24 protein-coding genes are annotated in these 21,077 nt (G+C 58.3%); 13 read left to right on the forward strand and 11 right to left on the reverse strand.

The annotated features are described in order from the left end of the window. The first annotated feature begins 3 nt into the window (after positions 1-3). The 4 genes from ureC to ureG are packed head-to-tail and all read left to right on the forward strand — an operon-like array spanning position 4 to position 3,528. Positions 4-1,713, forward strand: coding sequence for an urease subunit alpha (gene ureC / locus V7730_RS13315; protein ID WP_335748085.1), 1,710 nt, complete (start codon positions 4-6; stop codon positions 1,711-1,713). Between the two features lie 57 nt (positions 1,714-1,770). Next, the gene (locus V7730_RS13320) at positions 1,771-2,253 is read left to right on the forward strand and encodes an urease accessory protein UreE (protein WP_335748086.1); all 483 of its coding nucleotides are present in this window, start codon (positions 1,771-1,773) and stop codon (positions 2,251-2,253) included. After that, the gene (locus V7730_RS13325; RefSeq protein WP_335748087.1) at positions 2,231-2,887 is read left to right on the forward strand and encodes an urease accessory protein UreF; all 657 of its coding nucleotides are present in this window, start codon (positions 2,231-2,233) and stop codon (positions 2,885-2,887) included. Before V7730_RS13320 ends, V7730_RS13325 begins: the two co-directional genes overlap by 23 nt. Next, positions 2,884-3,528 (forward strand): urease accessory protein UreG, encoded by a 645-nt coding sequence (gene ureG / locus V7730_RS13330; RefSeq protein ID WP_335748088.1) that lies wholly within the window; start codon positions 2,884-2,886, stop codon positions 3,526-3,528. Before V7730_RS13325 ends, ureG begins: the two co-directional genes overlap by 4 nt. Here ureG and V7730_RS13335 read toward each other — a convergent pair. After that, the gene (locus V7730_RS13335; protein WP_335748089.1) at positions 3,525-4,916 is read right to left on the reverse strand and encodes a M20 family metallopeptidase; all 1,392 of its coding nucleotides are present in this window, start codon (positions 4,914-4,916) and stop codon (positions 3,525-3,527) included. The genes ureG and V7730_RS13335 overlap by 4 nt on opposite strands. 58 nt (positions 4,917-4,974) lie before the next feature. Here V7730_RS13335 and tal point away from each other — a divergent pair, with 58 nt between their 5' ends. Both tal and V7730_RS13345 read left to right on the forward strand, forming a co-directional pair. After that, positions 4,975-6,072, forward strand: coding sequence for a transaldolase (gene tal / locus V7730_RS13340; protein WP_335748090.1), 1,098 nt, complete (start codon positions 4,975-4,977; stop codon positions 6,070-6,072). Positions 6,073-6,103: 31 nt separating this feature from the next. Next, entirely contained in the window at positions 6,104-6,595 is a 492-nt protein-coding gene (locus V7730_RS13345; protein ID WP_335748091.1) for a peptide-methionine (S)-S-oxide reductase, read from the forward strand. A 10-nt stretch (positions 6,596-6,605) separates the two neighbouring features. Here the strand turns inward: V7730_RS13345 and V7730_RS13350 are convergent, their stop codons facing one another. From V7730_RS13350 to V7730_RS13365, 4 genes are read right to left on the reverse strand one after another with little or no spacing between them, the layout of a single operon-like run. Next, a complete protein-coding gene (locus V7730_RS13350) occupies positions 6,606-7,385 on the reverse strand; it encodes an SDR family NAD(P)-dependent oxidoreductase (protein WP_335748092.1) in 780 nt (259 codons plus the stop codon). After that, positions 7,382-8,047, reverse strand: a complete 666-nt coding sequence (locus V7730_RS13355; RefSeq protein ID WP_335748109.1) for an NAD(P)/FAD-dependent oxidoreductase — start codon at positions 8,045-8,047, stop codon at positions 7,382-7,384. The genes V7730_RS13350 and V7730_RS13355 overlap by 4 nt, the downstream gene beginning before the upstream one ends. Continuing rightward, positions 7,992-8,483 carry an NAD(P)/FAD-dependent oxidoreductase gene (locus V7730_RS13360; protein WP_335748093.1) on the reverse strand — a complete coding sequence of 164 codons (492 nt, stop codon included), beginning with the start codon at positions 8,481-8,483 and terminating at the stop codon, positions 7,992-7,994. Before V7730_RS13360 ends, V7730_RS13355 begins: the two co-directional genes overlap by 56 nt. Further along, the gene (locus tag V7730_RS13365) at positions 8,480-9,322 is read right to left on the reverse strand and encodes an NAD(P)/FAD-dependent oxidoreductase (protein ID WP_335748094.1); all 843 of its coding nucleotides are present in this window, start codon (positions 9,320-9,322) and stop codon (positions 8,480-8,482) included. The genes V7730_RS13360 and V7730_RS13365 overlap by 4 nt, the downstream gene beginning before the upstream one ends. Between V7730_RS13365 and V7730_RS13370 the strand changes: the two genes are divergently transcribed. Together V7730_RS13370 and V7730_RS13375 are read left to right on the forward strand one after the other, a co-directional pair. After that, positions 9,306-9,773 carry a dioxygenase family protein gene (locus V7730_RS13370; protein WP_335748095.1) on the forward strand — a complete coding sequence of 156 codons (468 nt, stop codon included), beginning with the start codon at positions 9,306-9,308 and terminating at the stop codon, positions 9,771-9,773. The genes V7730_RS13365 and V7730_RS13370 overlap by 17 nt on opposite strands. A 13-nt stretch (positions 9,774-9,786) precedes the next feature. Further along, positions 9,787-10,455: a dioxygenase family protein gene (locus V7730_RS13375; RefSeq protein WP_335748096.1), complete on the forward strand. Its 669-nt coding sequence runs from the start codon at positions 9,787-9,789 to the stop codon at positions 10,453-10,455. Positions 10,456-10,526: 71 nt separating this feature from the next. Here V7730_RS13375 and arsB read toward each other — a convergent pair whose 3' ends face one another. From arsB to paaG, 6 genes are all read right to left on the reverse strand, one after another. Continuing rightward, positions 10,527-11,534 (reverse strand): ACR3 family arsenite efflux transporter, encoded by a 1,008-nt coding sequence (arsB, locus tag V7730_RS13380; protein WP_335748097.1) that lies wholly within the window; start codon positions 11,532-11,534, stop codon positions 10,527-10,529. Continuing rightward, a complete protein-coding gene (gene arsJ, locus V7730_RS13385) occupies positions 11,531-12,796 on the reverse strand; it encodes an organoarsenical effux MFS transporter ArsJ (RefSeq protein ID WP_335748098.1) in 1,266 nt (421 codons plus the stop codon). Before arsJ ends, arsB begins: the two co-directional genes overlap by 4 nt. Next, positions 12,793-13,791 carry an ArsJ-associated glyceraldehyde-3-phosphate dehydrogenase gene (locus V7730_RS13390; protein WP_335748099.1) on the reverse strand — a complete coding sequence of 333 codons (999 nt, stop codon included), beginning with the start codon at positions 13,789-13,791 and terminating at the stop codon, positions 12,793-12,795. Before V7730_RS13390 ends, arsJ begins: the two co-directional genes overlap by 4 nt. Continuing rightward, positions 13,788-14,639, reverse strand: coding sequence for an arsenate reductase/protein-tyrosine-phosphatase family protein (locus tag V7730_RS13395; protein ID WP_335748100.1), 852 nt, complete (start codon positions 14,637-14,639; stop codon positions 13,788-13,790). Before V7730_RS13395 ends, V7730_RS13390 begins: the two co-directional genes overlap by 4 nt. A gap of 86 nt (positions 14,640-14,725) precedes the next feature. Further along, positions 14,726-15,325, reverse strand: a complete 600-nt coding sequence (locus tag V7730_RS13400; protein WP_335748101.1) for a TetR/AcrR family transcriptional regulator — start codon at positions 15,323-15,325, stop codon at positions 14,726-14,728. Positions 15,326-15,349: 24 nt separating this feature from the next. Then, a complete protein-coding gene (gene paaG / locus V7730_RS13405; RefSeq protein WP_335748102.1) occupies positions 15,350-16,129 on the reverse strand; it encodes a 2-(1,2-epoxy-1,2-dihydrophenyl)acetyl-CoA isomerase PaaG in 780 nt (259 codons plus the stop codon). A 308-nt stretch (positions 16,130-16,437) separates the two neighbouring features. Between paaG and V7730_RS13410 the strand changes: the two genes are divergently transcribed. The 5 genes from V7730_RS13410 (at position 16,438) to V7730_RS13430 (ending at position 20,938) form a co-directional block, all read left to right on the forward strand. Next, complete coding sequence (locus V7730_RS13410; RefSeq protein ID WP_335748103.1) at positions 16,438-17,478, forward strand: TRAP transporter substrate-binding protein; 1,041 nt, start codon at positions 16,438-16,440, stop codon at positions 17,476-17,478. Positions 17,479-17,570: 92 nt separating this feature from the next. Next, entirely contained in the window at positions 17,571-18,155 is a 585-nt protein-coding gene (locus tag V7730_RS13415) for a TRAP transporter small permease (RefSeq protein ID WP_335748104.1), read from the forward strand. Next, positions 18,152-19,648 (forward strand): TRAP transporter large permease, encoded by a 1,497-nt coding sequence (locus tag V7730_RS13420; RefSeq protein WP_335748105.1) that lies wholly within the window; start codon positions 18,152-18,154, stop codon positions 19,646-19,648. Before V7730_RS13415 ends, V7730_RS13420 begins: the two co-directional genes overlap by 4 nt. A 324-nt stretch (positions 19,649-19,972) precedes the next feature. Then, the gene (locus V7730_RS13425) at positions 19,973-20,287 is read left to right on the forward strand and encodes a hypothetical protein (protein WP_335748106.1); all 315 of its coding nucleotides are present in this window, start codon (positions 19,973-19,975) and stop codon (positions 20,285-20,287) included. A gap of 84 nt (positions 20,288-20,371) precedes the next feature. Next, positions 20,372-20,938: a hypothetical protein gene (locus V7730_RS13430; protein WP_335748107.1), complete on the forward strand. Its 567-nt coding sequence runs from the start codon at positions 20,372-20,374 to the stop codon at positions 20,936-20,938. Positions 20,939-21,077: the final 139 nt, after the last annotated feature.

Here is a 21,077-nt window from a genome sequence, read left to right on the forward strand (position 1 = left end):
AATATGCCTGTTCAAATCCCCCGCACGCAATACGCAGCCATGTATGGCCCCACCACCGGTGACCGCATCCGCCTTGCAGATACCGATCTGATCATCGAGGTCGAGCGTGATCTGACGACATACGGCGAAGAAGTGAAATTCGGTGGTGGCAAGGTTATCCGCGACGGGATGGGCCAAAGCCAGATCAGCCGCGCAGGCGGGGCAGTGGATACGGTGATCACCAATGCGTTGATCGTGGACCACTCGGGCATCTACAAAGCAGATGTCGCGCTGAAGGATGGGCTGATCGCGGCTATCGGCAAAGCGGGTAACCCGGACACCCAAAGCGGCGTCGACATTATCATTGGACCGGGGACCGAGATCATCGCCGGCGAAGGGCGTATCCTGACTGCGGGCGGCATGGACAGCCATATCCACTTCATCGCGCCCCAGCAGATGGATGATGCGCTGCACTCTGGCGTGACCACCTGTTTTGGTGGCGGGACTGGGCCTGCGCATGGCACGCTGGCCACCACTTGCACCCCGGGGCCGTGGCACATCGGGCGGATGCTTCAGGCTTTTGACGGTATTCCCATGAATATCGGCCTGTCAGGCAAGGGCAACGCCAGTCAGCCCGAAGCGCTTATCGAAATGGTGCGCGGCGGTGCCTGTTCGCTCAAGCTGCACGAGGACTGGGGGACGACACCTGCGGCGATTGATTGCTGCCTGTCGGTTGCCGACGACATGGATGTGCAGGTGATGATCCACACCGATACCCTGAACGAGAGCGGCTTTGTCGAGCATACAGTCGCGGCCTTGAAGGGCCGCACCATCCATGCCTTCCATACTGAAGGGGCAGGGGGCGGTCACGCGCCGGACATTATCAAGATCTGTGGCGAGGAGTATGTCCTACCCAGCTCCACCAACCCGACGCGGCCCTTCACAGTGAATACCGTGGAAGAGCATTTGGACATGCTGATGGTCTGCCACCACCTTGATAAATCCATCCCCGAAGATGTCGCCTTTGCGGAGAGCCGCATCCGGCGCGAGACGATTGCCGCCGAAGATATCCTGCACGACATGGGCGCGTTTTCAATCATTGCATCGGACAGTCAGGCCATGGGCCGTGTGGGTGAAGTGTTGATCCGCACATGGCAAACGGCGGACAAAATGCGCAAGCAGCGCGGTCGTCTGGCTGAGGAAATCGGCGACAACGACAATTTCCGCGTGCGCCGCTACATCGCTAAATACACGATCAACCCCGCGATTGCCCAAGGGGTGAGCCATGTGATCGGCTCGATCGAGTTGGGCAAGCGCGCTGATCTGGTGCTGTGGAATCCGGCCTTCTTTGGCGTGAAGCCTGAGATGGTGCTGATGGCGGGCACCATCGTTGTGGCGCAGATGGGCGATACCAATGCCTCCATTCCCACACCGCAGCCGGTCTATTCCCGCCCAATGTTTGGCGCTTTCGGCCGCTCGCTTACGGAATCTTCGGTGACGTTTGTGTCAGGGGCCGCCCACGCCGATGGCATCGGCGCGTCCCTTGGATTGGCCAAAAAAACCATCGCCGTCAAAAACACCCGCACCATCGGCAAGAAGGACCTGATCCACAACAGCGCCACGCCGCAGGTTGAGGTGGACCCTGAGACCTACGAAGTCCGCGCCGACGGCGTCCTGCTGACGTGCGAGCCTGCCGAAGTGCTGCCCATGGCGCAGCGATACTTCATGTTCTGACGGCGGCGCAGGTTTCACAAATCTACGTTTCCAGAGCACTGCAATTGAAAGCTTAATATGACTGACCACCTCACCCAGACCATCCGGCTCGCAGGCACTTGGACCAGCGCAACCGACACTTGCAAGCTCAGCTATGGCGGGCGCTTTTTACGGCGAAAAGTAATCCAGACGCTTGATGGGCAAAGCATGCTTGTGGACCTGCCCAAGACCACATCGCTCAATCACGGTGATGCCTTCGAGACGACAGAAGGGCAGTTGGTCGAGGTGATTGCCGCAGAGGAAGAGTTGCTGGAGATCACGGGCGAAAACCTTGTGCAGTTGGCATGGCACATCGGCAACCGCCATACGCCGTGCCAGATCGAAACAGACCATCTGCTGATCCAGAATGATCCGGTGATCGGCCATATGCTTGAGCATCTGGGCGCTAAGGTCATGCAGGTGCTGCGCCCCTTTACGCCGGAAGGCGGCGCCTATGGGCACGGGCGCACCCACAGTCATGAGCACGGACACACGGCACATGATCACGACCATGCCCACTGATCCGATCCTGATCCTCAGCCAGTGGTTCTCACCGGCCTATCCGTTGGGCAGCTTCGCCTATTCGCACGGGCTTGAGGTGGCGATACAGGAGGGCGGCATCAGCACGGCTGCGCAGCTTGAGTTGTGGTTGGGCGATCTGCTGCATCACGGCACGGGGCACACGGACGCGATCTTTGTGCATGTGGCGCATAGCTGTGATGATCTTGCCCGCGTTGAAGTGCTTGATGCACAGGCGCGCGCGTTTTCCCCCAGCGCCGAGCGTTTGTTTGAAAGCGCCCAGCAGGGCAGTGCTTTTGCCCGAACCACCCGTGACATTTGGGGGGTGGACCTACCGGACCTCCTGCATCCGGTTTCCGTGGGGTATGCCGCAAGGCTGCTTGATCTACCGGCCGGGCTGACAGCCACGTTGTACCTACAGGCCTTCGTGGCGAACCTTGTTTCTTGCGCAGTGCGGCTTGTCCCGTTGGGCCAGACCGAAGGGCAGGCGGTGCTGCGTCGGCTTAGCCTTTTGTGCCCACAGATAAGCGCCGAGGCAAGCGACGAGGGGATGGAGGGACTACTGAGCGCCACCTTCGCCTCTGACATTGCCGCCATGCGGCATGAAACACTTAACCACAGGATTTTTCGCACATGACCAAAATGAATGGCCCCCTGCGGGTGGGCATCGGTGGCCCTGTCGGGGCTGGTAAGACCACTCTCACCGCCGCCATCGCGCGCGCCTTGCACCCGCATCTGTCGTTGGGTGTTATTACCAATGATATCTACACACAGGAAGATGCCGAAGCGTTGATGCGCATGCAAATTCTGCCGCAAGACCGTGTGATGGGTGTTGAGACAGGCGGCTGCCCGCACACTGCTATCCGCGAGGATGCCTCGATTAATCTGGCCGCCGTGGCCGAGATGCAGCGCCGCCACGCTGATCTTGAGCTTGTCCTGATCGAAAGTGGCGGCGACAATCTGTCGGCCACCTTTAGCCCTGAACTGGCTGACCTCACGCTTTATGTTATCGACGTCGCCGCAGGCGAGGAAATCCCGCGCAAAGGCGGGCCTGCCATCACCAAATCCGACCTGTTGGTAATCAACAAGACCGATCTGGCCCCTCATGTGGGGGCCTCATTGGAGGTGATGGACCGCGACGCCAAACGCATGCGCGGCGATTTGCCGTTTGTCTTTTGCGCGCTGCGCCACGGGGAAGGGGCCGAAGCCGTAGTCCAATATATCTTAGCCGCTGGTGGATTGTCGGTTCCCGCATTCGCCCAAGTCGAAACGGCCTAGCCCTGCGCCGGAGTGCTTTCCCCGATGTCCCAGAACAGGCCGGCCATGATCTGCATGGCTTCGCGGCAGACTGACTTTAGGACGTGTTCGTCCGGTGCGTGCTGGTTGCACCCCAGATAGCTGTGTGGAATCCAGATCGTTGGCAGGCCGAGAATATCGGCGAAGCAGTCATTTGGCAGCGAACCTGCCAGATTGGGCAACACATGGGGCGCTTTGCCGGTGGTCTGGATAATTGAATCCTTAACATACCCAACCCACGGATGTTCGGGGTCCAGTCGCGTGGCTGCAAAGATGCCTTCGTCCGAACTCTCGATACGGACTTTGTGAAAGCCATGGGCGTCCAGATGGCGGCGCAACGCGGGCAGAACCTCTTGCGCGTCGGTGCCCACCACATACCGCAATTGGCATGTGGCGCGGGCGCTGTCCGAAATCGCGTTGAGCGGCGCTTCGGGGGTGCCGGACTTCATCGCCAGAATGGCAAAGCTGTTCCAGCCGTAGGCGCGCTCTGCCGGTGTGAGGTCTTCCTCGCCCCAATCAGTATCCACCTGCGGCTGCCCTTCCGCTGCGCCAACTGGCAGCTTGCGAAGGGCCTCGCGCACTACTGGGGTAAGGCTGGTCGGGCGCCATTCGGGGATTAGCAATTGGCCGCGTGCATCGTTGATGCTGGCCAGCGCATGACACAAGATCATTGCCGGATCGGCTAGCAATCCACCCCAATTGCCCGAGTGATGCGCGCCCTTACGCAACTCTATGGCCAGATCGAAACTGACGCCCCCACGCGAGCCCATGAACATTGTGGGCACATCCGCGCTCAGCCTTGGTCCATCCGAAGCTATCAGCACATCTGCGCTGAGCGTCTCGCGATGTCGCTCCATCATCTCCGCCAATCCCGGAGAGCCAATCTCCTCTCCGGTCTCAAGCACGATCTTGACGTTGAATCCCAGCTTGCCGCGCACCGCCAGCACCGTTTCAAGGGCGGCGATATTGACCAGATGCTGCACCTTGTTGTCAGCGGCACCGCGGCCATAAAGTACATCGCCTTCTTCGGTCAATGTGAACGGGTCCAGTCCTGCACGCCACTGATCGTCTTGTCCCAGCACGACATCGCCATGGCCGTAGGACAGCACCGTGGGCAGGGCTGCATCCTCGATCCGGAGCGCTAGCAGGAAAGGGCAGCCGCGGCCGGTGGGGTTCTCGTAGAGGGTGCAGGTAAAGCCCATCGCCTCCAGGCGCGGGCGCATCGCGGCTTCCAGATAACTCTCAATAACTTCGGCCTGTGAAGGGTTCTGGCTTTCGCTGCGAAAGCTCACCAGATGGGTCAGTTCAGACTGAAGGGCGCCGCTGTCAAAGTAAGTGGCGGCTTGGGTCAGGGCATTGATGCGAGACATAGGGGTGATTTCACTTTGTAAGGGGTGGCTCTGAATATCGTAGCGGCAAGGCGTGGATTTGCCACAAGTATCCTCGCCTCATCTTCGGGGATTGCTGCGCGGCGCAGCGGCATGGATGGATTCACGGGTACAGGTCCGCTACACCGAACCAAACACTGACGGATTCGACAAAGGCAGTACGCCCGCGCCGGACGCAAAAGCAAGGGAACATGATATGACAAATGTGTTGGATCAACTGCGCACCATGACCACCGTGGTTGCCGATACCGGCGAAGTTGCCGCCGTTAAGACCTATAAACCAGTGGATTGTACCACCAACCCGTCGCTTGTTCTCAAGACGCTGGAAGACCCCGCGTCAGAGGAATTGGTGAAGCGCGAGATCGAAGCGGGCAAAGCCGCTGGCCTGAACGCCGAGCAGGTGACCGAAGTGCTGACCGTTGCGATGGGCGCAGAACTGGCCGCACTGGTGCCGGGCCGCGTCTCAACTGAAGTTGACGCTTGCCTGTCTTTTGACACCGAAGCTTCTGTCACACGCGCGCGGGCGATCATCGCTGAATATGCCAAGCGCGGCGTGGGCAAAGAGAAAATCCTGATCAAGCTGGCTTCGACTTGGGAAGGTATTCGCGCGGCGGAAATCCTGCAAGACGAAGGCATTGATTGTAACCTGACGCTGCTGTTCTCCATGGCGCAAGCAGTGGCCTGTGCGGATGCGAAATCCTTCCTGATCTCGCCGTTCGTTGGCCGCATCACTGACTGGTACAAGAAGGCCGAAGGCCGTGACAGCTATGCCCCCGATGAAGATCCGGGTGTGAAGTCTGTCAGGGCGATTTATGACTACTACAAATCCAACGGCATCAAGACTGTTGTGATGGGCGCGTCCTTCCGCAGCACCGACCAGATCAAGGCGCTGGCCGGCTGTGACAACCTGACGATCGCGCCCAGCCTGCTAGACGAGATGGCCAAGGACCCTAGCACGCTCACCCGCGTGTTGTCCCCTGAAAGCGCCAGCGGTGTCGCCCCGGTCAAGATGACCGAAGCGCTGTTCCGCTGGGAAATGAACGCCGATGCGATGGCCACTGAGAAGCTTGCCGAAGGCATCCGCAACTTTGACGCCGACCACAAGAAACTGATCCGCCTGATCGCGGCACGGATGTAATCCGGTTGCGCTGCACGTCCGGAAAACGGTGATGGACGTGCAGCGCATCGGTTTCGGCGGCGGCTGCCACTGGTGCACCGAAGCGGTGTTCAGCGCACTGCGCGGGTTAAGCCGCGTTTCTCAGGGCTTCATCACATCTGACCCACCAAACGATAGCTATTCAGAAGCGGTCGAGATCGCCTTTGATCCGGCGGTGATCCCGCTAGAGGTGCTGGTGGGTATCCATCTGCGCACCCATGCCAGTACCTCGAACCACAAGATGCGCGGTAAATACCGCAGCGCAGTCTATGTTTGCTCACAGGCGCAAGTTGACGAATTCGAAGCGGTGCTGAGTAGGTTGGCGCTCGATTTCGCAGCGCCTCTGGTGACACAGGTATTGCCCCATCACCGGTTCAAAATTTCTGATCCGCAGTTTCAGAACTACCGCGCGCGCAACCCCGAGGCCCCGTTCTGCACGCGCTATATTGACCCAAAACTGGATCTGTTGCGTCGGCAGTATGCGGGTTGGATTGCGCCGCGTTGACGGCATTCTCTCAGAAACGCCCGCAATCCACCTTCATCTTGTCACCCGTGATAGAAGAGGACAGATCGCACGCGTAATAAAGCGCGGCGCGGCCGACTTCTTCGGGGGTGACCCAGCGTTTCAGCGCAGCCACATCCGTATAATTCTGCCGCTCTATTTCTTCCACAGGACGCCCTTTTGCCGCGGCGCGCTTGGCCAGAATACGGTCCATATTCTCTCCGGACACGGCGCCGGGCATCAGCGCATTTACCCGCACGCCCAGCGGCCCCAACTCTCGCGCCATCGATTCAGTAATGCCGATGAGCGCGAATTTGGACGCCACATAAGCCGAACGCATGGGATAGCCCTGTATGCCCATGAGCGAGGACATATTGATGATAGAGCCGGATTTCTGCGCTCCCATGATCTTGGCCGCCTCTTGCAGGCAATACATCGCCCCCACCAGATTGATGTTCATGCACGTTAGCCATTCGGCCATATCGACCTCGGCCACCGGCGCAATCGGGCCGGGCCCGCCTGCGTTATTGAGCAGCACATCGATGCGGCCGGTGATCTGCACCGCTTGGGCAAACATCGCGCGCACCTGATCCTGATCGGAGACATCGCAGGCAATCGTATGACCGCCAATTGTATTTGCGACGGCTTGCAACGGCTCCAGCCTCCGGCCCGTAACCACAACTGTTGCGCTTGCTTGGGCAAAGACATGTGCCGTTGCCTCGCCAATGCCGGAGCCTCCTCCGGTCACGATAGCAAGCTTTCCGTCCAGACGGCTTGGGTCAGTTTTGGTCATGTCAGTGCTTTCTCAAAGTCGCGCCCCGGATCGAATAGGGGCATTTCTGGCTCACGCCCAAGGATAAAGTCGCCCATCAGCTTGCTGATATACGGGCCGATGGTATAGCCGCCGCGCACACAACCGAGCACGAATGCATGGGGCACACCCGGGAGGGCGCCTGCCAGCGGGTAGAAGTCGGGGACATTGGCCTCGAACCCCGTCCAGCTGCGCAAAACGCGGGCATCGCCAAGGGCGGGCACGGCAAATTGCGCAAGTGCCAGATTGGGCAGCAGGCTTTCGGCAGTGACGTCGCCGCGCCCTGTTTGTGGGGTGCCGCGCCCTTGCCAGCCGCCGCCAACCAGCACCGTGCCGTTGGCCTTTTGCTTCATGGTTAAAAGACCGGTGGCATGGCCGATCACATGGGACATGATCGGTGGCATCCGTTCGGTCACTGAGACGGTATTGATGCGCGCCTGCACGGGCAGTTCAACGCCCAGTATCTGCGCCACAGGCTGCAACCAACCGCCGGCGGCAAGCCGTACGCGGGTGGCGTGAACTGGCCCCTTTGCCGTCTCAAGGGTGAATCCTTGCGCGCTTTGAGTAATGGAAGTAACCGCGCAGCGCTCACGGTAGGGGATGCCCGCAGCGCGCAGCTTTGCGCGGTAGTATTGACCCGTCAGCGAGGCGTTGGCATAGCTGTCCTCGGCGCAAAAGCTTGCCGCTTTTTACCTTCTGCGATAGGGTAGGCTCTGCTTTGCGCAACGTCTCGACAGAGACAAATTCAATTGGCGCGCCTGCCGCCGCCTTGAGCGTTTGCCTCTCTTGCAGCAGTTCAGCCTCGCGGTTGTTGAAGGCCACGGTAAAGCCGCCGGTTTTGCGAAAGCCGATAGCATCGCCCATCTCTTCCCACATCTTGTGTCCGCGCAGCGCGTAAGGGATCAGTTTGACCCGCTTGATCTGCAAGCTCAGTGTGCCGGCGTTCACGCCCGAAGCTCCCTGGCCCAAATCGCCCAGATCTAGCAGGATAGGGCGCATGCCACCTTCCGCCACCCGAAGTGCTGCACCGCATCCCATGATGCCGCCGCCGATGACGGCTATGTCGTAATGCTGACTCATAGCGGTGCGGGTTTCGGGATGGGGAGATCGTCATAGTCAAACCCCTTGGACATGGCCGAGACGGGCACAGGGCGCAGCGGCGGGCGCGGCGTGGGTGGGGGAATGTCGCCAAGGGCGCAGTCGGTCTGGCTGGCTATCATTTGTGCAATTGCAGTCTGACAGAACTTGCCACCACAAGGCCCCATGCCGGCCCGCAGACCGGATTTGACGGCATTGGTGCTAGTGGCTCCTGCGCTGATCTCGGCTTCTATTTCAGCGCGCGTCAGGTTTTCACATCGGCAGGTGATGGTCTGCGCCGTGCTCCACTGTGCCATGCCAGAGCGCGGTATGCTCAACGCGGTCATAGCCCGCCTGAAACTTGACCGCTCCCCGTGCGCACGGGTGAGCACGCGCATTTCCTCCGCCAGCCCCTCGGCTCCCAGATCACTGGCCCCTCTTAGCCCCGCCAGCGTGCCTTGGATTTCCGCCGCATCCGCCCCGCGAATGCCAGCACCATCACCGCATAGGTAGAGCCCTGCGACATCGGTGCTGCCGTCCGTCTTGACCACTGGAACCCAACCGCCAAGAGCGGGGTCATGGCGAATTTTCGCCCCGGCCAATTGCGCGGTCTTGATCGCAGGAATCAGACCATGGCCAAGACATAGACTATCAACCTCAAAGCGCTGGGCCGCGCCTTGCGGTGCCCAAGCGTGATCTACCGCCTGCAGCTCTACGGCGCTCACGGCATGTTCTCCAGTTACGGAAGTCACGGCATGCGCCCAAAGGATGGGTACGCAGCCCAGCATCAGGTCCGCCATCAACAACGCACCACGCAGCAAAAGCTTGGGACGGCGGAGCATCGCTGGCAGGGTGCTGGACCGCCACGGCGATCTGGCGAATGGCGCACTTTTGGAGTTTTGGCAGGCCAATGCCAAAGGCATCTACGACACGCCTGCCAATGCGAACCACCCCGATCTGGATCCTTGGTTCCATGGATTTGGCCGCATCCGAACCGCCAGTGGCGCGTTTGAGTTCAGAAGCATCAAACCCGGGGCAACTGCGGGCCGCGCGCCTTGTATGACGCTTACGATCTTCTCGGACGGGATCAGCCGAATTATCACCCAACTGTTTTTTGACGATGAGCCTGCCAATGCGTCCGATCCGTTGTTGGGGGCATTGCCCGATGAAGATCAGCTTAAGCTGATCGCGCGTCATGACGGGCGCACGCGGGACGGTTATGAGGTTTATGTGATCGACGTGGTCATGGCCGGTGAGGGTGAAACTCTCTTCTTTGATGATTTTGCAGGCTAAGGGAGTGTTGGATATGGACAAGCAAGGCAGGCTGCTCGAAATCGGCCCCACGGACAACACGTCTGACCAGCGCACACCGCGGCAACGGTTGCGTCTAATCCCCGAAGCCGCACGTGCTTCTTTTGTATCTTTCGCTCCGGCGCGCGCCATGAGCCGACAGCACGAGGCGGATATGACCCGCATCGCACCGGGCCGTCCGCGCGCCAAAGGCCAACCTATCGAGGTCACGGGCACCCTGCGCAGTGAAACGGGCCGACCTGTCGCAGGCGCGATGCTGGAGATTTGGAACGCCAATACCTTCGGTCGCTACACGCACAGCGAAGATCACAGCGGGTTGCCGCTGGACCCAAATTTCCTCGGGCTGGGGCGCGTAGTGACGGATGAGGCAGGGCGTTACTCGTTCTGGACAATCAGCCCCGGTGCCTATCTGGCGCGGCCTGATATCGGGCGTTGGCGGCCCAAGCACATTCATGTGTCGGTCACTGGTGGATCGTCTCGGTTGATCACGCAGATGTATTTCCCTGGAGACGAGAACAATGCTAGCGATCCCATGGCGATCCTCATGGGAGACGCATTCGAGCGCAACATCGGGCAGCCGTATGAGACACCTGACAGCGACGTCGAGCTGGGCTATCGCTTTGATGTCGTTGTGGGCGGGCGCAATGCAACTTTCTTTGAGTGACAGGCGATTGATCGCGGCCCGGGCATGAGTGCTCGGACAGCATTGACGCAACACTTTGTTTGACAGCGGTCTTACGTAAAGCGCACCCGCGTCCGGTTGGCAAATGCCACCAGCGTCAGCATCACCGGCACTTCGACCAGAACGCCGACGACCGTTGCCAATGCGGCGCCCGAGTTCAGCCCGAACAGGCTGATGGCGACGGCGACGGCCAACTCGAAAAAGTTCGACGTACCGATCAGCGCGCAGGGGGCTGCGATACGGTGAGGCACTTTGAGCGCAAAGGCCGCCGCATAGGCAATGGCGAAAATACCATAGCTTTGCAGGATTATCGGAACGGCAATGAGCACGATGATGAACGGCTTTGAGACGATGACCTGCCCCTGAAGGCCGAACAGGATCATGACGGTGACAATAAGGCCGACCATGGAATATGGCTTCACCCGCGCCTGAAACGCGGAGATCGCCTCAAGGGAGCCGAGCTGTTTACGCGTAATTAGCCCCGCCACCAACGGCAGCGCGATGAACAGCACGACCGACAACACAAGCGTAGACCACGGCACGGTCAGATCGGTCACGCCCAGCAGGAACGCGACAATCGGGGCAAAGGCGATGACCATGATTAGGTCGTTCACCGAGACTTGCAGCAGGGTGTAGGTCTCATCCCCGCGGGTGAGCTGTGACCAGACAAATACCATCGCAGTGCAGGGCGCGGCCCCCAACAGGATCAGCCCTGCAATGTACTGCATCGCATCCTCGGGCGGGATCCACGGAGCAAAGATGTACTGGAAAAACAGCACGGCCAAGGCTGCCATGGTAAAGGGCTTGATCAGCCAGTTGACGACGAGCGTGATCATCAGGCCGCGCGGCTGCTTGGCCACATTGCGCAAGGACGCAGGATCGACACCGACCATCATCGGATAGACCATTGCCCAGATCAGCACAGCCACCACGAGGTTGACGCTGGCCACTTCCGCCGCAGCGATTGCAGTGATCACCGCTGGCGCAAAGTTACCCAGCAGGATGCCTGCGCCCATAGCCAGTGCAATCCACAGCGACAGGTATCTCTCGAAAATGCTCATACAATCGCGCCTTTTTGCGTTTGGGGTTCAAGCCGGGATACCGCCAGCCAGCTAAGCCCGATCATTGCAGCCGCCGTGCCAAGACACAACGCCAGTCCGCCGATCTGGTAGGTCAGCCCTGATAACAGGGTTCCTGCCAGCCGACCCGCCGCGTTGGACATGTAGTAGAACCCCACGTCCAGCGTGACGCGCTTGGCATCGGTAAAGCTGAGTATCAGGTATGAATGAAGCGCCGAGTTGACGGCGAACACCCCCCCGAAGACCAGCAGCCCCAGCACAATCGCACCTGTGAGCGCGGGCGAGGTTGTTGGCACAAGCCAGACCAAAGCGGCCAGCAACGTCGGCACAATGATCAACAACCCAACCCAGTTGCGCGCCTGCGTCAGTGTTTCTGCCTCGGTTCGCGAAGCTGCGCGCAGGATGCGCGGTGCCCAGCCTTGCACAATGCCATAGAGGATCGTCCAGACCGCCATGAAGCTGCCGATCATGAAGAACGCCGCCCGGTTGCCGTCTTCGCTGCCGTCCGACAGCACTGCGTAAAAGTAGATAGGGATGCCGACAACAAACCAGACATCTCGCGCGCCGAATAGAAACAGGCGCGCGGCGCTCAGCCAGTTGATGTTCCGGTTCTTGGACAGCACTTCGGTGAATTTTGCGTCCTTGCGCCCTTTAGGCAGACCCGCAGGCATAGCGAAAAATACGCAAATCAGCATGGCAAAAAGCACCGCAGCCATGCCCAGCACTGACGGCACAAACCCGACCGCCCCAAGTAGCGCCGCGCCCAGCAGAAATCCGCACCCTTTCACCGCATTCTTTGATCCCGTCAGAACCGCGACCCAGCGAAACAGGCCAGCGCCATCGCTAGGCGCGAGAATTTTGACGGCACTTTTCGAGCTCATCTTTGCCAGATCTTTGGCCACGCCCGACAGCCCTTGCACCAGCATGACAAAGACAACCGACGCAGTGATGCTCCAAGCCGGATCAAGCTGTGCCAGCGCCAACAAGGCGATGACCTGCAAGGCCAGCCCCGCATAGAGCGTCTTTGTCAGCCCAAAGCGTGCTGCGGTCCAGCCTGCGGAAAGGTTGGTGACCACGCCTGCGATCTCATAGAGCACAAACAGATATGCCAGTTGCACCGGAGAGAAGCCCAGTGTGTGGAAGTGCAGCAGCACCAACATCCGCAGCGCCCCATCGGTTAGCATGAAGGCCCAATAGGCCGCCGTAACGGTCATATATGCAGCAAGGCCCGCAGGACGTGTCACAGCTTGCCGCCCACCATCAGGGCCACATCAACCAGACGGTTGGCATAGCCGAATTCATTATCATACCAGGCATAGATCTTCACCTGCGTGTCATTCACGACCATGGTCGAGAGGGCATCGATGATGCTGCTGCGCGGATCATTGGTGTAATCGGAGGAAACCAGCGGGCGCTCCTCATATCCCAGAATACCTTTCAACGGGCCATCGGCGGCGGCTTTGAACAGGGCGTTGACCTCTTCTGCGCTTGTCTCGCGCGCCATCTCGAAGACGCAGTCGGTGATGGAGGCGTTCAGCAGGGGTACCCGCACCGCGTGGCCGTTCAGCTTTCCCTTAAGTTCTGGATAGATCAGCGTGATCGCGGTGGCAGATCCAGTGGTGGTCGGGATCAGATTGGTCAGGGCAGACCGCGCGCGGCGCAAGTCCTTGGCTGGGCGGTCCACAATCGTTTGGGTATTGGTGACATCATGGATCGTCGTGATTGAGCCGTGTTTGATCCCGATCCCCTCCAGCAACACCTTCACCACGGGGGCGAGGCAGTTGGTGGTGCAGCTAGCGGCGGTTATGATGCGGTGTTGGTCAGGATCATAGGTATCGTCATTGACGCCGTAGACGATGTTGGCCGTGGGGCCGTCCTTGACCGGTGCAGAGACGATGACCTTTTTGACGCCTGCCGCGAAATAGGGGGCAAGCTTGGCTTCGGTCTTGAAGGCACCGGTGCAGTCGATGACCACATCGACACCGTCCAGCGGCAGCTCTATAAGGTTGCGGGTGCCGGTCACGGGAATGCGGGTGCCGTCGATGGTGATGGAGGTCTCATCCGCAGAAAATGCAGCAGGCCAGCGCCCGTGGATCGAGTCGAATTCCAGCAGGTGTGCATGCATCGCCGGATCGCCCACCGCGTCGTTGATGAAGGCGATCTTTGCGCCACGTTCCAAAAGCGGGCGCAGGGCGAGTTTTCCGATGCGGCCAAGGCCGTTGATGGCATATGTGGTCATGCTGGTTGATCCTTTGTGACGGCTTCTTTGCCGATGGCATCAATTTTTTTTTGCAGCGATCCACCGTCCAAAGCCTCGAACGATAGGGCTGTGAACGCTGTGAGCCGGTTGTGCAGGGAGCCGTATGTCTGGTGGAAGGCGAGCCGTTTTTCCGCTTCGGAGCCTTGTGCTTTGACGGGATCGGGCATGCCCCAATGGCCTGACACGGGCTGACCGCGCCAAGTGGGGCAGTCGTCATTCGCGGCGCGGTCACAGACAGTGAAGACAAAGTCCATCATGGGTGCATCCGCCCCCTGAAATTCGGTCAGGTTCTTGGAATGGAGGTGGGACACGTCATGCCCTTTTGACTTCAGCATTTCGACAGCAAACGGGTTGAGTTCGGAACGATGTGCCGTGCCTGCGGAATGCGCTGTGAATTTGTCGTCCGCCAAGTCCCGCAAAATGGTCTCGGCCATGATCGAGCGGGCGGAGTTTCCGGTGCAGACGAAAAGGACGTTGAACTTTCTGTTCTCGGATGAGGCGAGAGTGCCAAGCAGGTCCGCGAATTGCGGTGGGCATAGGTCTGCGCGTCCACGGCAGCAGTCTGAGAATAACCCGGCTACAACCGCGCGTGTGGCGTCAAGGTTAACAGCATAAAGTAGTCGCGTGCCATCGCGGCGTTTTGTGATCAGCCCTGCCTGTGTCAGCGTAGAAAGATATACCGATGCTGTGCTCGCTTTAAGTGCGAGTGCTGCGGCAATCTCTCCCGCAGGTAGTTCGTCAGGACAGCGTCGCATAAGCAGACGGAACACCGCCATGCGCTGGGGGTGGCTAAGGGTTGAAAGGCGATCAAGAAGCAAATATTCCATAATTCTTGAATATATGAAATATGAACTGAGGCAAGAGATTCGTGTTGGTAATTTCCGTAGGTTGCTGCGGCTTGGCCAAGTTGTATTTACGACAGGCTCGGGGCTCCACCGATGACAAGCTGCGCGATAACCTGTGCATGCGCCTGCCTTGTCTGCGCATCGGCATCGCGGCACCATTTGTAATGCCAGTTCAGCATGCCGAAAACGGACATCGTGAATGCGCGCATTTTGTCGCGGTCCGCGACGACAGAGGGGGGCGTGATCGCGGTCAGGATTGCCTGCCCGTAACCGATCAGGTCGCTCTGGTGTTGGCGCAGAATTTTCTGCTGCTCGGGCGGCAAGGCTTTGGTAGCATTTAGCAGCACCTCATGCTCGGCGTTGGCGCCCTGATAGGCCAGCAGCACTTCGGTGATCATGTGCAAGACCTTTGCGTTCGGATCACTACTTGGAAAGCTTAGGTTGCCGATCCGGTCTCGCAGATAGCGCAGATGGGTATCCAGCATATCGAACAAAAGCGCCTCTTTGCTCGGGTAATAGTGGTAAATGTTGGCCTTGGAAATACCGCACACGCGCGCAACCTTGGACATTGACGCGCGGCCATAGCCTTCGTCGGCGAACAGCCGGGCGGCAGCGCGCAGAATCGCGGCGCGTTTGTCGTCATGGTCTTGGGCAATCGGGCGCGGCACGGCTGTATCCTTCGTTGAGAGGTGTCAGCGGCCCTGAAAGACTGGATCGCGTTTGTTGAGAAAGGCGCTGACACCTTCGGCGTAATCCATTTTTTCTCCGCAGGCCTTCATCAGATCGGCCTCCAACTCCAGATGATCATCCAGCGTGTTGGTCGCGGCGGCATCTATGGCGCGCTTTGTGCTCGCGTAGCCAAAGGTGGGGCCGGATGCCAGCTTGGCGGTTAGTGTTCGGGCTTCCTCCATCAGGTCTTCGTCGTCATAAGCCTTCCAGATCAGGCCCCACTCGGCAGCCTGCGTGCCGGTCAGCGGCTCTGACGTAAGCGTGAGGCCGCGCGCGCGGGCAGGGCCCAATAAACGGGTAAGCTGCCAACTGCCGCCTGTGTCGGGGATCAGCCCGACCTTGCCAAAGCTCTGGATGAAGCGGGCGGAATGTGCCGCTAGAACGATATCGCAGTTAAGCGCGAGGCTAGAGCCTGCGCCCGCCGCCACACCGTTGACTGCGCATACCACCGGCATCTCAAGACCGCGCAACTGTCGGACCAGTGGTGCCCAGAACTGGCGTGCTGTTTGTCCCAGATCAGGCGGCCCGTCCATTTTTGCGGGATCGCGCTCTCCCAGATCCTGCCCCGCACAAAAGCCACGGCCGGCACCTGTCAAAAGGACAGCACGCTTGCCTTCTGCGCTCCTTAATGCGGCGCGCAAAGCCAGGTGCATATCTTCGTTAAAGCTGTTCAGTCGGTCAGGAGGATTGAGCGTAATTTCAACCCAGAGGCCATGGTCTGTCACCGTGATTGTGTTTGACATCGCGTCCTCCCGTTTGGAAAAATCTTGCATAAACCAACCGGTCGGTCAATAAATAACAAGATTCGACTGCAGGAGGTTTTTGGGCGAGGGGCGGAGCGCACAAATAGATCGAAACAGATTGGCGGCTTGCAATTCACTTGCCAAGCGGGTCGATTTGGCACTGGATATAGACGGGTTGGTGATCCCTTTGACAGGGCCGCCAGCAGAACAGAAAAAGAGACGGCGTGTCATAGAAACACGCGCTCGAACGACTAACAACCGCGATGCAGATCCGCATCGTGAATAAACGGATCCAAGGGAGGAACCACATGACAAATCGTAGAACAATCCTCGGTGCTTTGAGCAGCGTTGCGATGCTTGCGCTGACAGCGGGTAACGCGATGGCACAAGAAGTGACGCTTAAGCTGCACCAATTCTTGCCCGCACAGGCGAACGTGCCAAAACTCATTTTGGACGTTTGGGCAGACGCTGTTGAGGCGGACTCTGATGGCCGCATCAAGGTTGACCGTTTCCCTTCCATGCAGCTGGGCGGCGTTCCACCGGAGCTGTATGACCAAGTCGTCGATGGCGTGGCCGATGTGGTCTGGACTGTTGTCGGCTACACACCGGGCCGTTTCCCGTCCACCGAAGTGTTCGAGCTGCCATTCATGGTCGCTGACGCCCGCGCGGCATCTTACGCCTATAGCAAGATGTTCGACAAATACATGCAGGACGAATTCAACGACACGCATATTCTGGGTACATGGGTGCATGGCCCCGGCATGTTCCACACAGCCGATCCGGTTCAGACACCTGACGATCTGCGCGGCATGAAAATCCGCGGTGGTTCGCGTCTGGTGAACCAGTTGCTGGAAGCCACTGGTGCCACACCTGTCGGCATGCCTGTGCCTGCGATTCCTGAAGGGCTGTCCAAGGGTGTCATCGACGGTACCACTATTCCGTGGGAAGTGACCGGCGCGTTGAAAGTGCCAGAGCTTGTCGAGAACCACACAGAATTTGAAGGTCCTGCGCTTTATAACCTCACGTTCGTACTGGCGATGAACAAGGGTGTGTATAAAGGTCTGTCTGATGATCTGAAAGCTGTGATTGACAAGAACTCCGGTCTGGAATTCTCTGTCTTTGCTGGCGGTACACAGTCCGACTCTGACGGTCCTGCACGCGCTGTGGCCTTAGAGATGGGCAACAACATCATCACAATCGATGCTGAAACAGCCAAATCCACATGGCTGCCAGTTGTTCAGCCAATCTATGCAACATGGATTGCCGAGATGGCCGAAAAGGGCATCGACGGTCAGGCACGCATCGATGAAGCACGCGCATTGATGGCCGAGTACACAGCCAACAACTAAACAACAGAAGGCCGCAGCATGGTGTGTTGCGGCCGTTTTGCATTTTTGGGGTCTGACATGGTTGGTCCGCTCATTTTCGGGAACGGGGCAAGATGTATCCAGCCTTTATGAAAATCTCGCGCTTTATGGCCTATCTGGGGGGCATAATGCTTTCGGCATTGATCCTCCTAACATGTGCTTCGGTGTTGGGCAGGTCGCTCAACGGGATGCTGCACTCTGATTTCGTTGAGGGCATCGCCCCGGGGTTTGCGCAGTTGGCGATCAACCTTGGTATCGGCCCGATCAATGGTGATTTTGAACTGATCGAAGCAGGCATCGCCTTTGCCATCTTTGCGTTCATGCCTTTGTGTACCCTGTCGGGCGGGCATGCGTCGGTTGATATCTTTACCCAAGGGATGTCAGAGCGGGTTAATCGGATCTTGCGCCTGATCACATCGCTGCTTTTTGCGGCGGTGTTTGTCCTGATCGCAACCCAACTTTTCGGCGGATTGCAGACCAAATTTCGTTCGGGTCAGACGACCTTCCTGCTGGAGTTTCCCCTTTGGTGGGCCTATGCGCTCAGCATGTTCGCGGCCGCGGTCGCAGCGGTTGTCGCAGTCTATGTCGCGGGGGTGCGTGTGGTCGAAACCCTGTCGGGTCATGAGCTGCTGCCGTCCGAAACAGGAGCAGACCATTGAGTGATGTTGCAATCGGCATCCTGTCATTTCCGGCGCTTCTGGGACTGATATTTCTGCGTGTGCCAATTGGATTAGCGATGTTTCTGGCCGGGCTGGTTGGGATGATTTTGGTGACAGGCGACGTTGGCCTACCATTTGCGCGGCTTAAGTCCGAAACCTTTACGACCTACTCCAGCTATTCCCTGTCGATCATTCCGATGTTTCTGATGATGGGACACTTCGCGACGCTCGGCGGCATGTCTCAGGCATTGTTTAAGGCGGCTGCGGGCTTTATCGGTCACCGCAAAGGCGGTGTGGCCATGGCCGCCATCGGTGCTTGCGCGGGCTTTGGCGCGATCTGCGGCTCATCCCTTGCCACCGCTGCGACCATGAGCCGAGTGGCCCTGCCGGAGATGCGGAAATACGGCTACGAAGGCGGCATTTCAACAGCGACACTTGCGGCAGGGGGGACTCTTGGCATCCTGATCCCGCCCTCTGTCGTGCTGGTGATTTACGCGATCCTGACAGAGCAGAACATCGCCAAGCTGTTTCTTGCGGCCTTCATTCCGGGCATCCTTGCTGCGCTTGGCTATGTCGCGGTTATCTCGATCTACGTGCGGATTTATCCAAACTCGGCGGGCACGCGCGGGCGTGTCCCTTGGGCAGAGCGGCTGGTTGATCTGGTGCAGGTTTGGCCCGTGCTAGTGGTCTTTGCGCTGGTGGTCGGCGGCATCTATCTGGGCTGGTTCACCCCCACCGAAGGCGCGGCTGTTGGCGCTTTTGGCACCGGATTGATCGCCCTGATAAACGGCGGCCTCACCCGTAAGACGCTGGCTGAGAGCTTTCTTGTGACGGCGCGCTCTACTGCGATGATCTTCTTCATTGTGCTGGGCGCTGCATTCTACAACGGCTTTCTGGCGCTCACCCAGGTCCCGCAAGAGATTGCGGCATGGATCGGCGGGCAGGGCTATAGCCCGTGGTTGGTGCTGGTGTGTATTTTGGTGTTCTACCTTCTGCTGGGTTGCGTGATGGACAGCCTGTCCATGATCTTGTTGACCATTCCGATCTTCTGGCCTGTCATTCAGGGCCTTGATTTCGGCTTTGTCACCATGGCCGATTTGCACGCCCACCGCGCCGCTGATGCTTTTGCTGCGGGGGTGCAACTAGGGCCTGATATGCTTGCCAGTGTGCAACAAAGCCTTGCCGACGGGGTTGAGCTGACACGCGACCAGATCAAGGCGATGGAGATCCGCAGCGTGAACTCTGGCGCGCTTTACCGCATCAACGAAGAGCTGGTGGCGATCTGGTTCGGCATTCTGGTGCTGATCGTGGTTGAGGTGGGCCTGATCACGCCGCCGGTGGGCATGAACCTGTTCATTATCAACGCGATGGACCGCAAAACGCCGATGTCCGAGACCTACAAAGCGGTCATGTTTTTCGTCGCATCCGATCTGTTCCGCGTGGTTCTGCTGGTATTGTTCCCTGCAATCACCCTGATCTTGATCCCTTGGTAACCTGATAAGCCCGACGAATAGAAGTACCAAAAATAGCGGGTCTCCGGAGAGCGCGGGCCCGATTTTCTGTTGGTCTGCTGTGCGGGACAAAGCCGACATTTGGCGCCTAGTCTTTTCTTTGCTAAAGTATCTTTAGGCTGTTAAATTACCCCGGTCGATGTCATGATTATCGACCGGGGAAGAAAATTCTAAAATAACCTTGAAAATCTACTCACGGTTATTCAAGGTTTAATGAATATCCATTCAAGTTGCCACAATTGTCAATATGATAATTTTTAAAAGGTGGGGTGTCTTGTTTAGGTCTTTTGGAATGCGACAAATTTGATGAACAAATCATTTGGGACGCTCTCGGCAGTTTTCGAACTCCGCAGCATGCTGCGCGAAATGGAGCATGAGGTCGGGCTTGACGCGTTAACACCCGTGGAAATGGACGTGTTTCTCGCGGCGCATGCCTTATCGGGATCGCGTGAGGAGGTCGTTACGTCTGACGAAATCCGAAAGCATGATTTAACCGCAGGGATCGCGCAGGCGTCTTATCACAGGGCGCTGCGCTCCTTACTCTCCCTTGGCTTGCTCGAGAAAGCAGAAGGTCACAAATCGAAGCACTATTTGGTGCGCGGGGATCTTGCTGGTAGCTAGCAGGATTTTTGATTATGTGATTAGGACGACGGGCTGTCGTGAAAATGCAGAAATCTCGACATCCTCAACGAATGGGCCCCGTCCTTGAACTTCTTGATTATCGTACTTCTTTACGTCTTAGCTCATGGATTGACCGCGCTGGTTGTTACTCCGGTCCAGAACATCTTTTTGCCAGAAGTGACGGTTTTTGCGAGTCTTATGTATCTGCCCCACGGTGTCAGGGTCCTTGCGACTTGGGCGTATGGCTGGAAGGCGATACCCGCGCTTATAGTCGGTTCAAGCCTATCTGCTTGGCTGTTCAGCCCGTCCGAAGATTTGAATTTCCTTGAACCAGCTCTGATAGAGAGCCTCCTTGTTGGGGCAGCCTCCGCATTTATTACCTTCGAGTTCGCGCGTTTCGTCGGCTACAATTTCTATTTCGGCGGCTCAGTGAAACTCCGGTGGAAGGGTATGATTGCAGTGGGTGCACTTTCATCTGTTATCAACTCACTTGGCCAAACCCTCGTCTTCTCCGATCTGATTGATTGGGAGGTGATCATTAAAGTTTTGGCCATATATGCAGTTGGAGACCTGATCGGTCTCATCGTGTGCATGGTTGTCCTGATGCTCGTATTTCGATGGAGCCGAGCCTTCACCGTCCTTAAAAGCTGAAGCGAGGCGTACTAGAAAGTTGCCAAACTTGCGGCGACTTGGTCTTGCAAGGAAACTGGTCCGACCACGGGCGACTGAAGGAACGCTATGGGCGGCGATTTTAACGGGTCGACGCAACACTTTAATCTTTAGCCAAAGA

The organism is Sulfitobacter sp., from assembly GCF_036961165.1.
Lineage (GTDB): Bacteria > Pseudomonadota > Alphaproteobacteria > Rhodobacterales > Rhodobacteraceae > Sulfitobacter.

Bases quoted from the DNA above. Each gene is read 5' to 3' on its own strand.
- V7730_RS13395 (WP_335748100.1), bottom strand. From the start codon at position 14,639: ATGGAATATTTGCTTCTTGATCGCCTTTCAACCCTTAGCCACCCCCAG.
- paaG (WP_335748102.1), bottom strand. From the start codon at position 16,129: ATGTCAAACACAATCACGGTGACAGACCATGGCCTCTGGGTTGAAATT.
- V7730_RS13375 (WP_335748096.1), top strand. From the start codon at position 9,787: ATGGACAAGCAAGGCAGGCTGCTCGAAATCGGCCCCACGGACAACACG.
- V7730_RS13335 (WP_335748089.1), bottom strand. From the start codon at position 4,916: ATGTCTCGCATCAATGCCCTGACCCAAGCCGCCACTTACTTTGACAGC.
- V7730_RS13365 (WP_335748094.1), bottom strand. From the start codon at position 9,322: ATGCTCCGCCGTCCCAAGCTTTTGCTGCGTGGTGCGTTGTTGATGGCG.
- V7730_RS13390 (WP_335748099.1), bottom strand. From the start codon at position 13,791: ATGACCACATATGCCATCAACGGCCTTGGCCGCATCGGAAAACTCGCC.
- V7730_RS13320 (WP_335748086.1), top strand. From the start codon at position 1,771: ATGACTGACCACCTCACCCAGACCATCCGGCTCGCAGGCACTTGGACC.
- V7730_RS13345 (WP_335748091.1), top strand. From the start codon at position 6,104: ATGGACGTGCAGCGCATCGGTTTCGGCGGCGGCTGCCACTGGTGCACC.
- V7730_RS13425 (WP_335748106.1), top strand. From the start codon at position 19,973: ATGAACAAATCATTTGGGACGCTCTCGGCAGTTTTCGAACTCCGCAGC.
- V7730_RS13410 (WP_335748103.1), top strand. From the start codon at position 16,438: ATGACAAATCGTAGAACAATCCTCGGTGCTTTGAGCAGCGTTGCGATG.
- V7730_RS13350 (WP_335748092.1), bottom strand. From the start codon at position 7,385: ATGACCAAAACTGACCCAAGCCGTCTGGACGGAAAGCTTGCTATCGTG.
- ureC (WP_335748085.1), top strand. From the start codon at position 4: ATGCCTGTTCAAATCCCCCGCACGCAATACGCAGCCATGTATGGCCCC.
- arsB (WP_335748097.1), bottom strand. From the start codon at position 11,534: ATGAGCATTTTCGAGAGATACCTGTCGCTGTGGATTGCACTGGCTATG.
- V7730_RS13415 (WP_335748104.1), top strand. From the start codon at position 17,571: ATGTATCCAGCCTTTATGAAAATCTCGCGCTTTATGGCCTATCTGGGG.
- ureG (WP_335748088.1), top strand. From the start codon at position 2,884: ATGACCAAAATGAATGGCCCCCTGCGGGTGGGCATCGGTGGCCCTGTC.
- V7730_RS13360 (WP_335748093.1), bottom strand. From the start codon at position 8,483: ATGAGTCAGCATTACGACATAGCCGTCATCGGCGGCGGCATCATGGGA.
- V7730_RS13325 (WP_335748087.1), top strand. From the start codon at position 2,231: ATGATCACGACCATGCCCACTGATCCGATCCTGATCCTCAGCCAGTGG.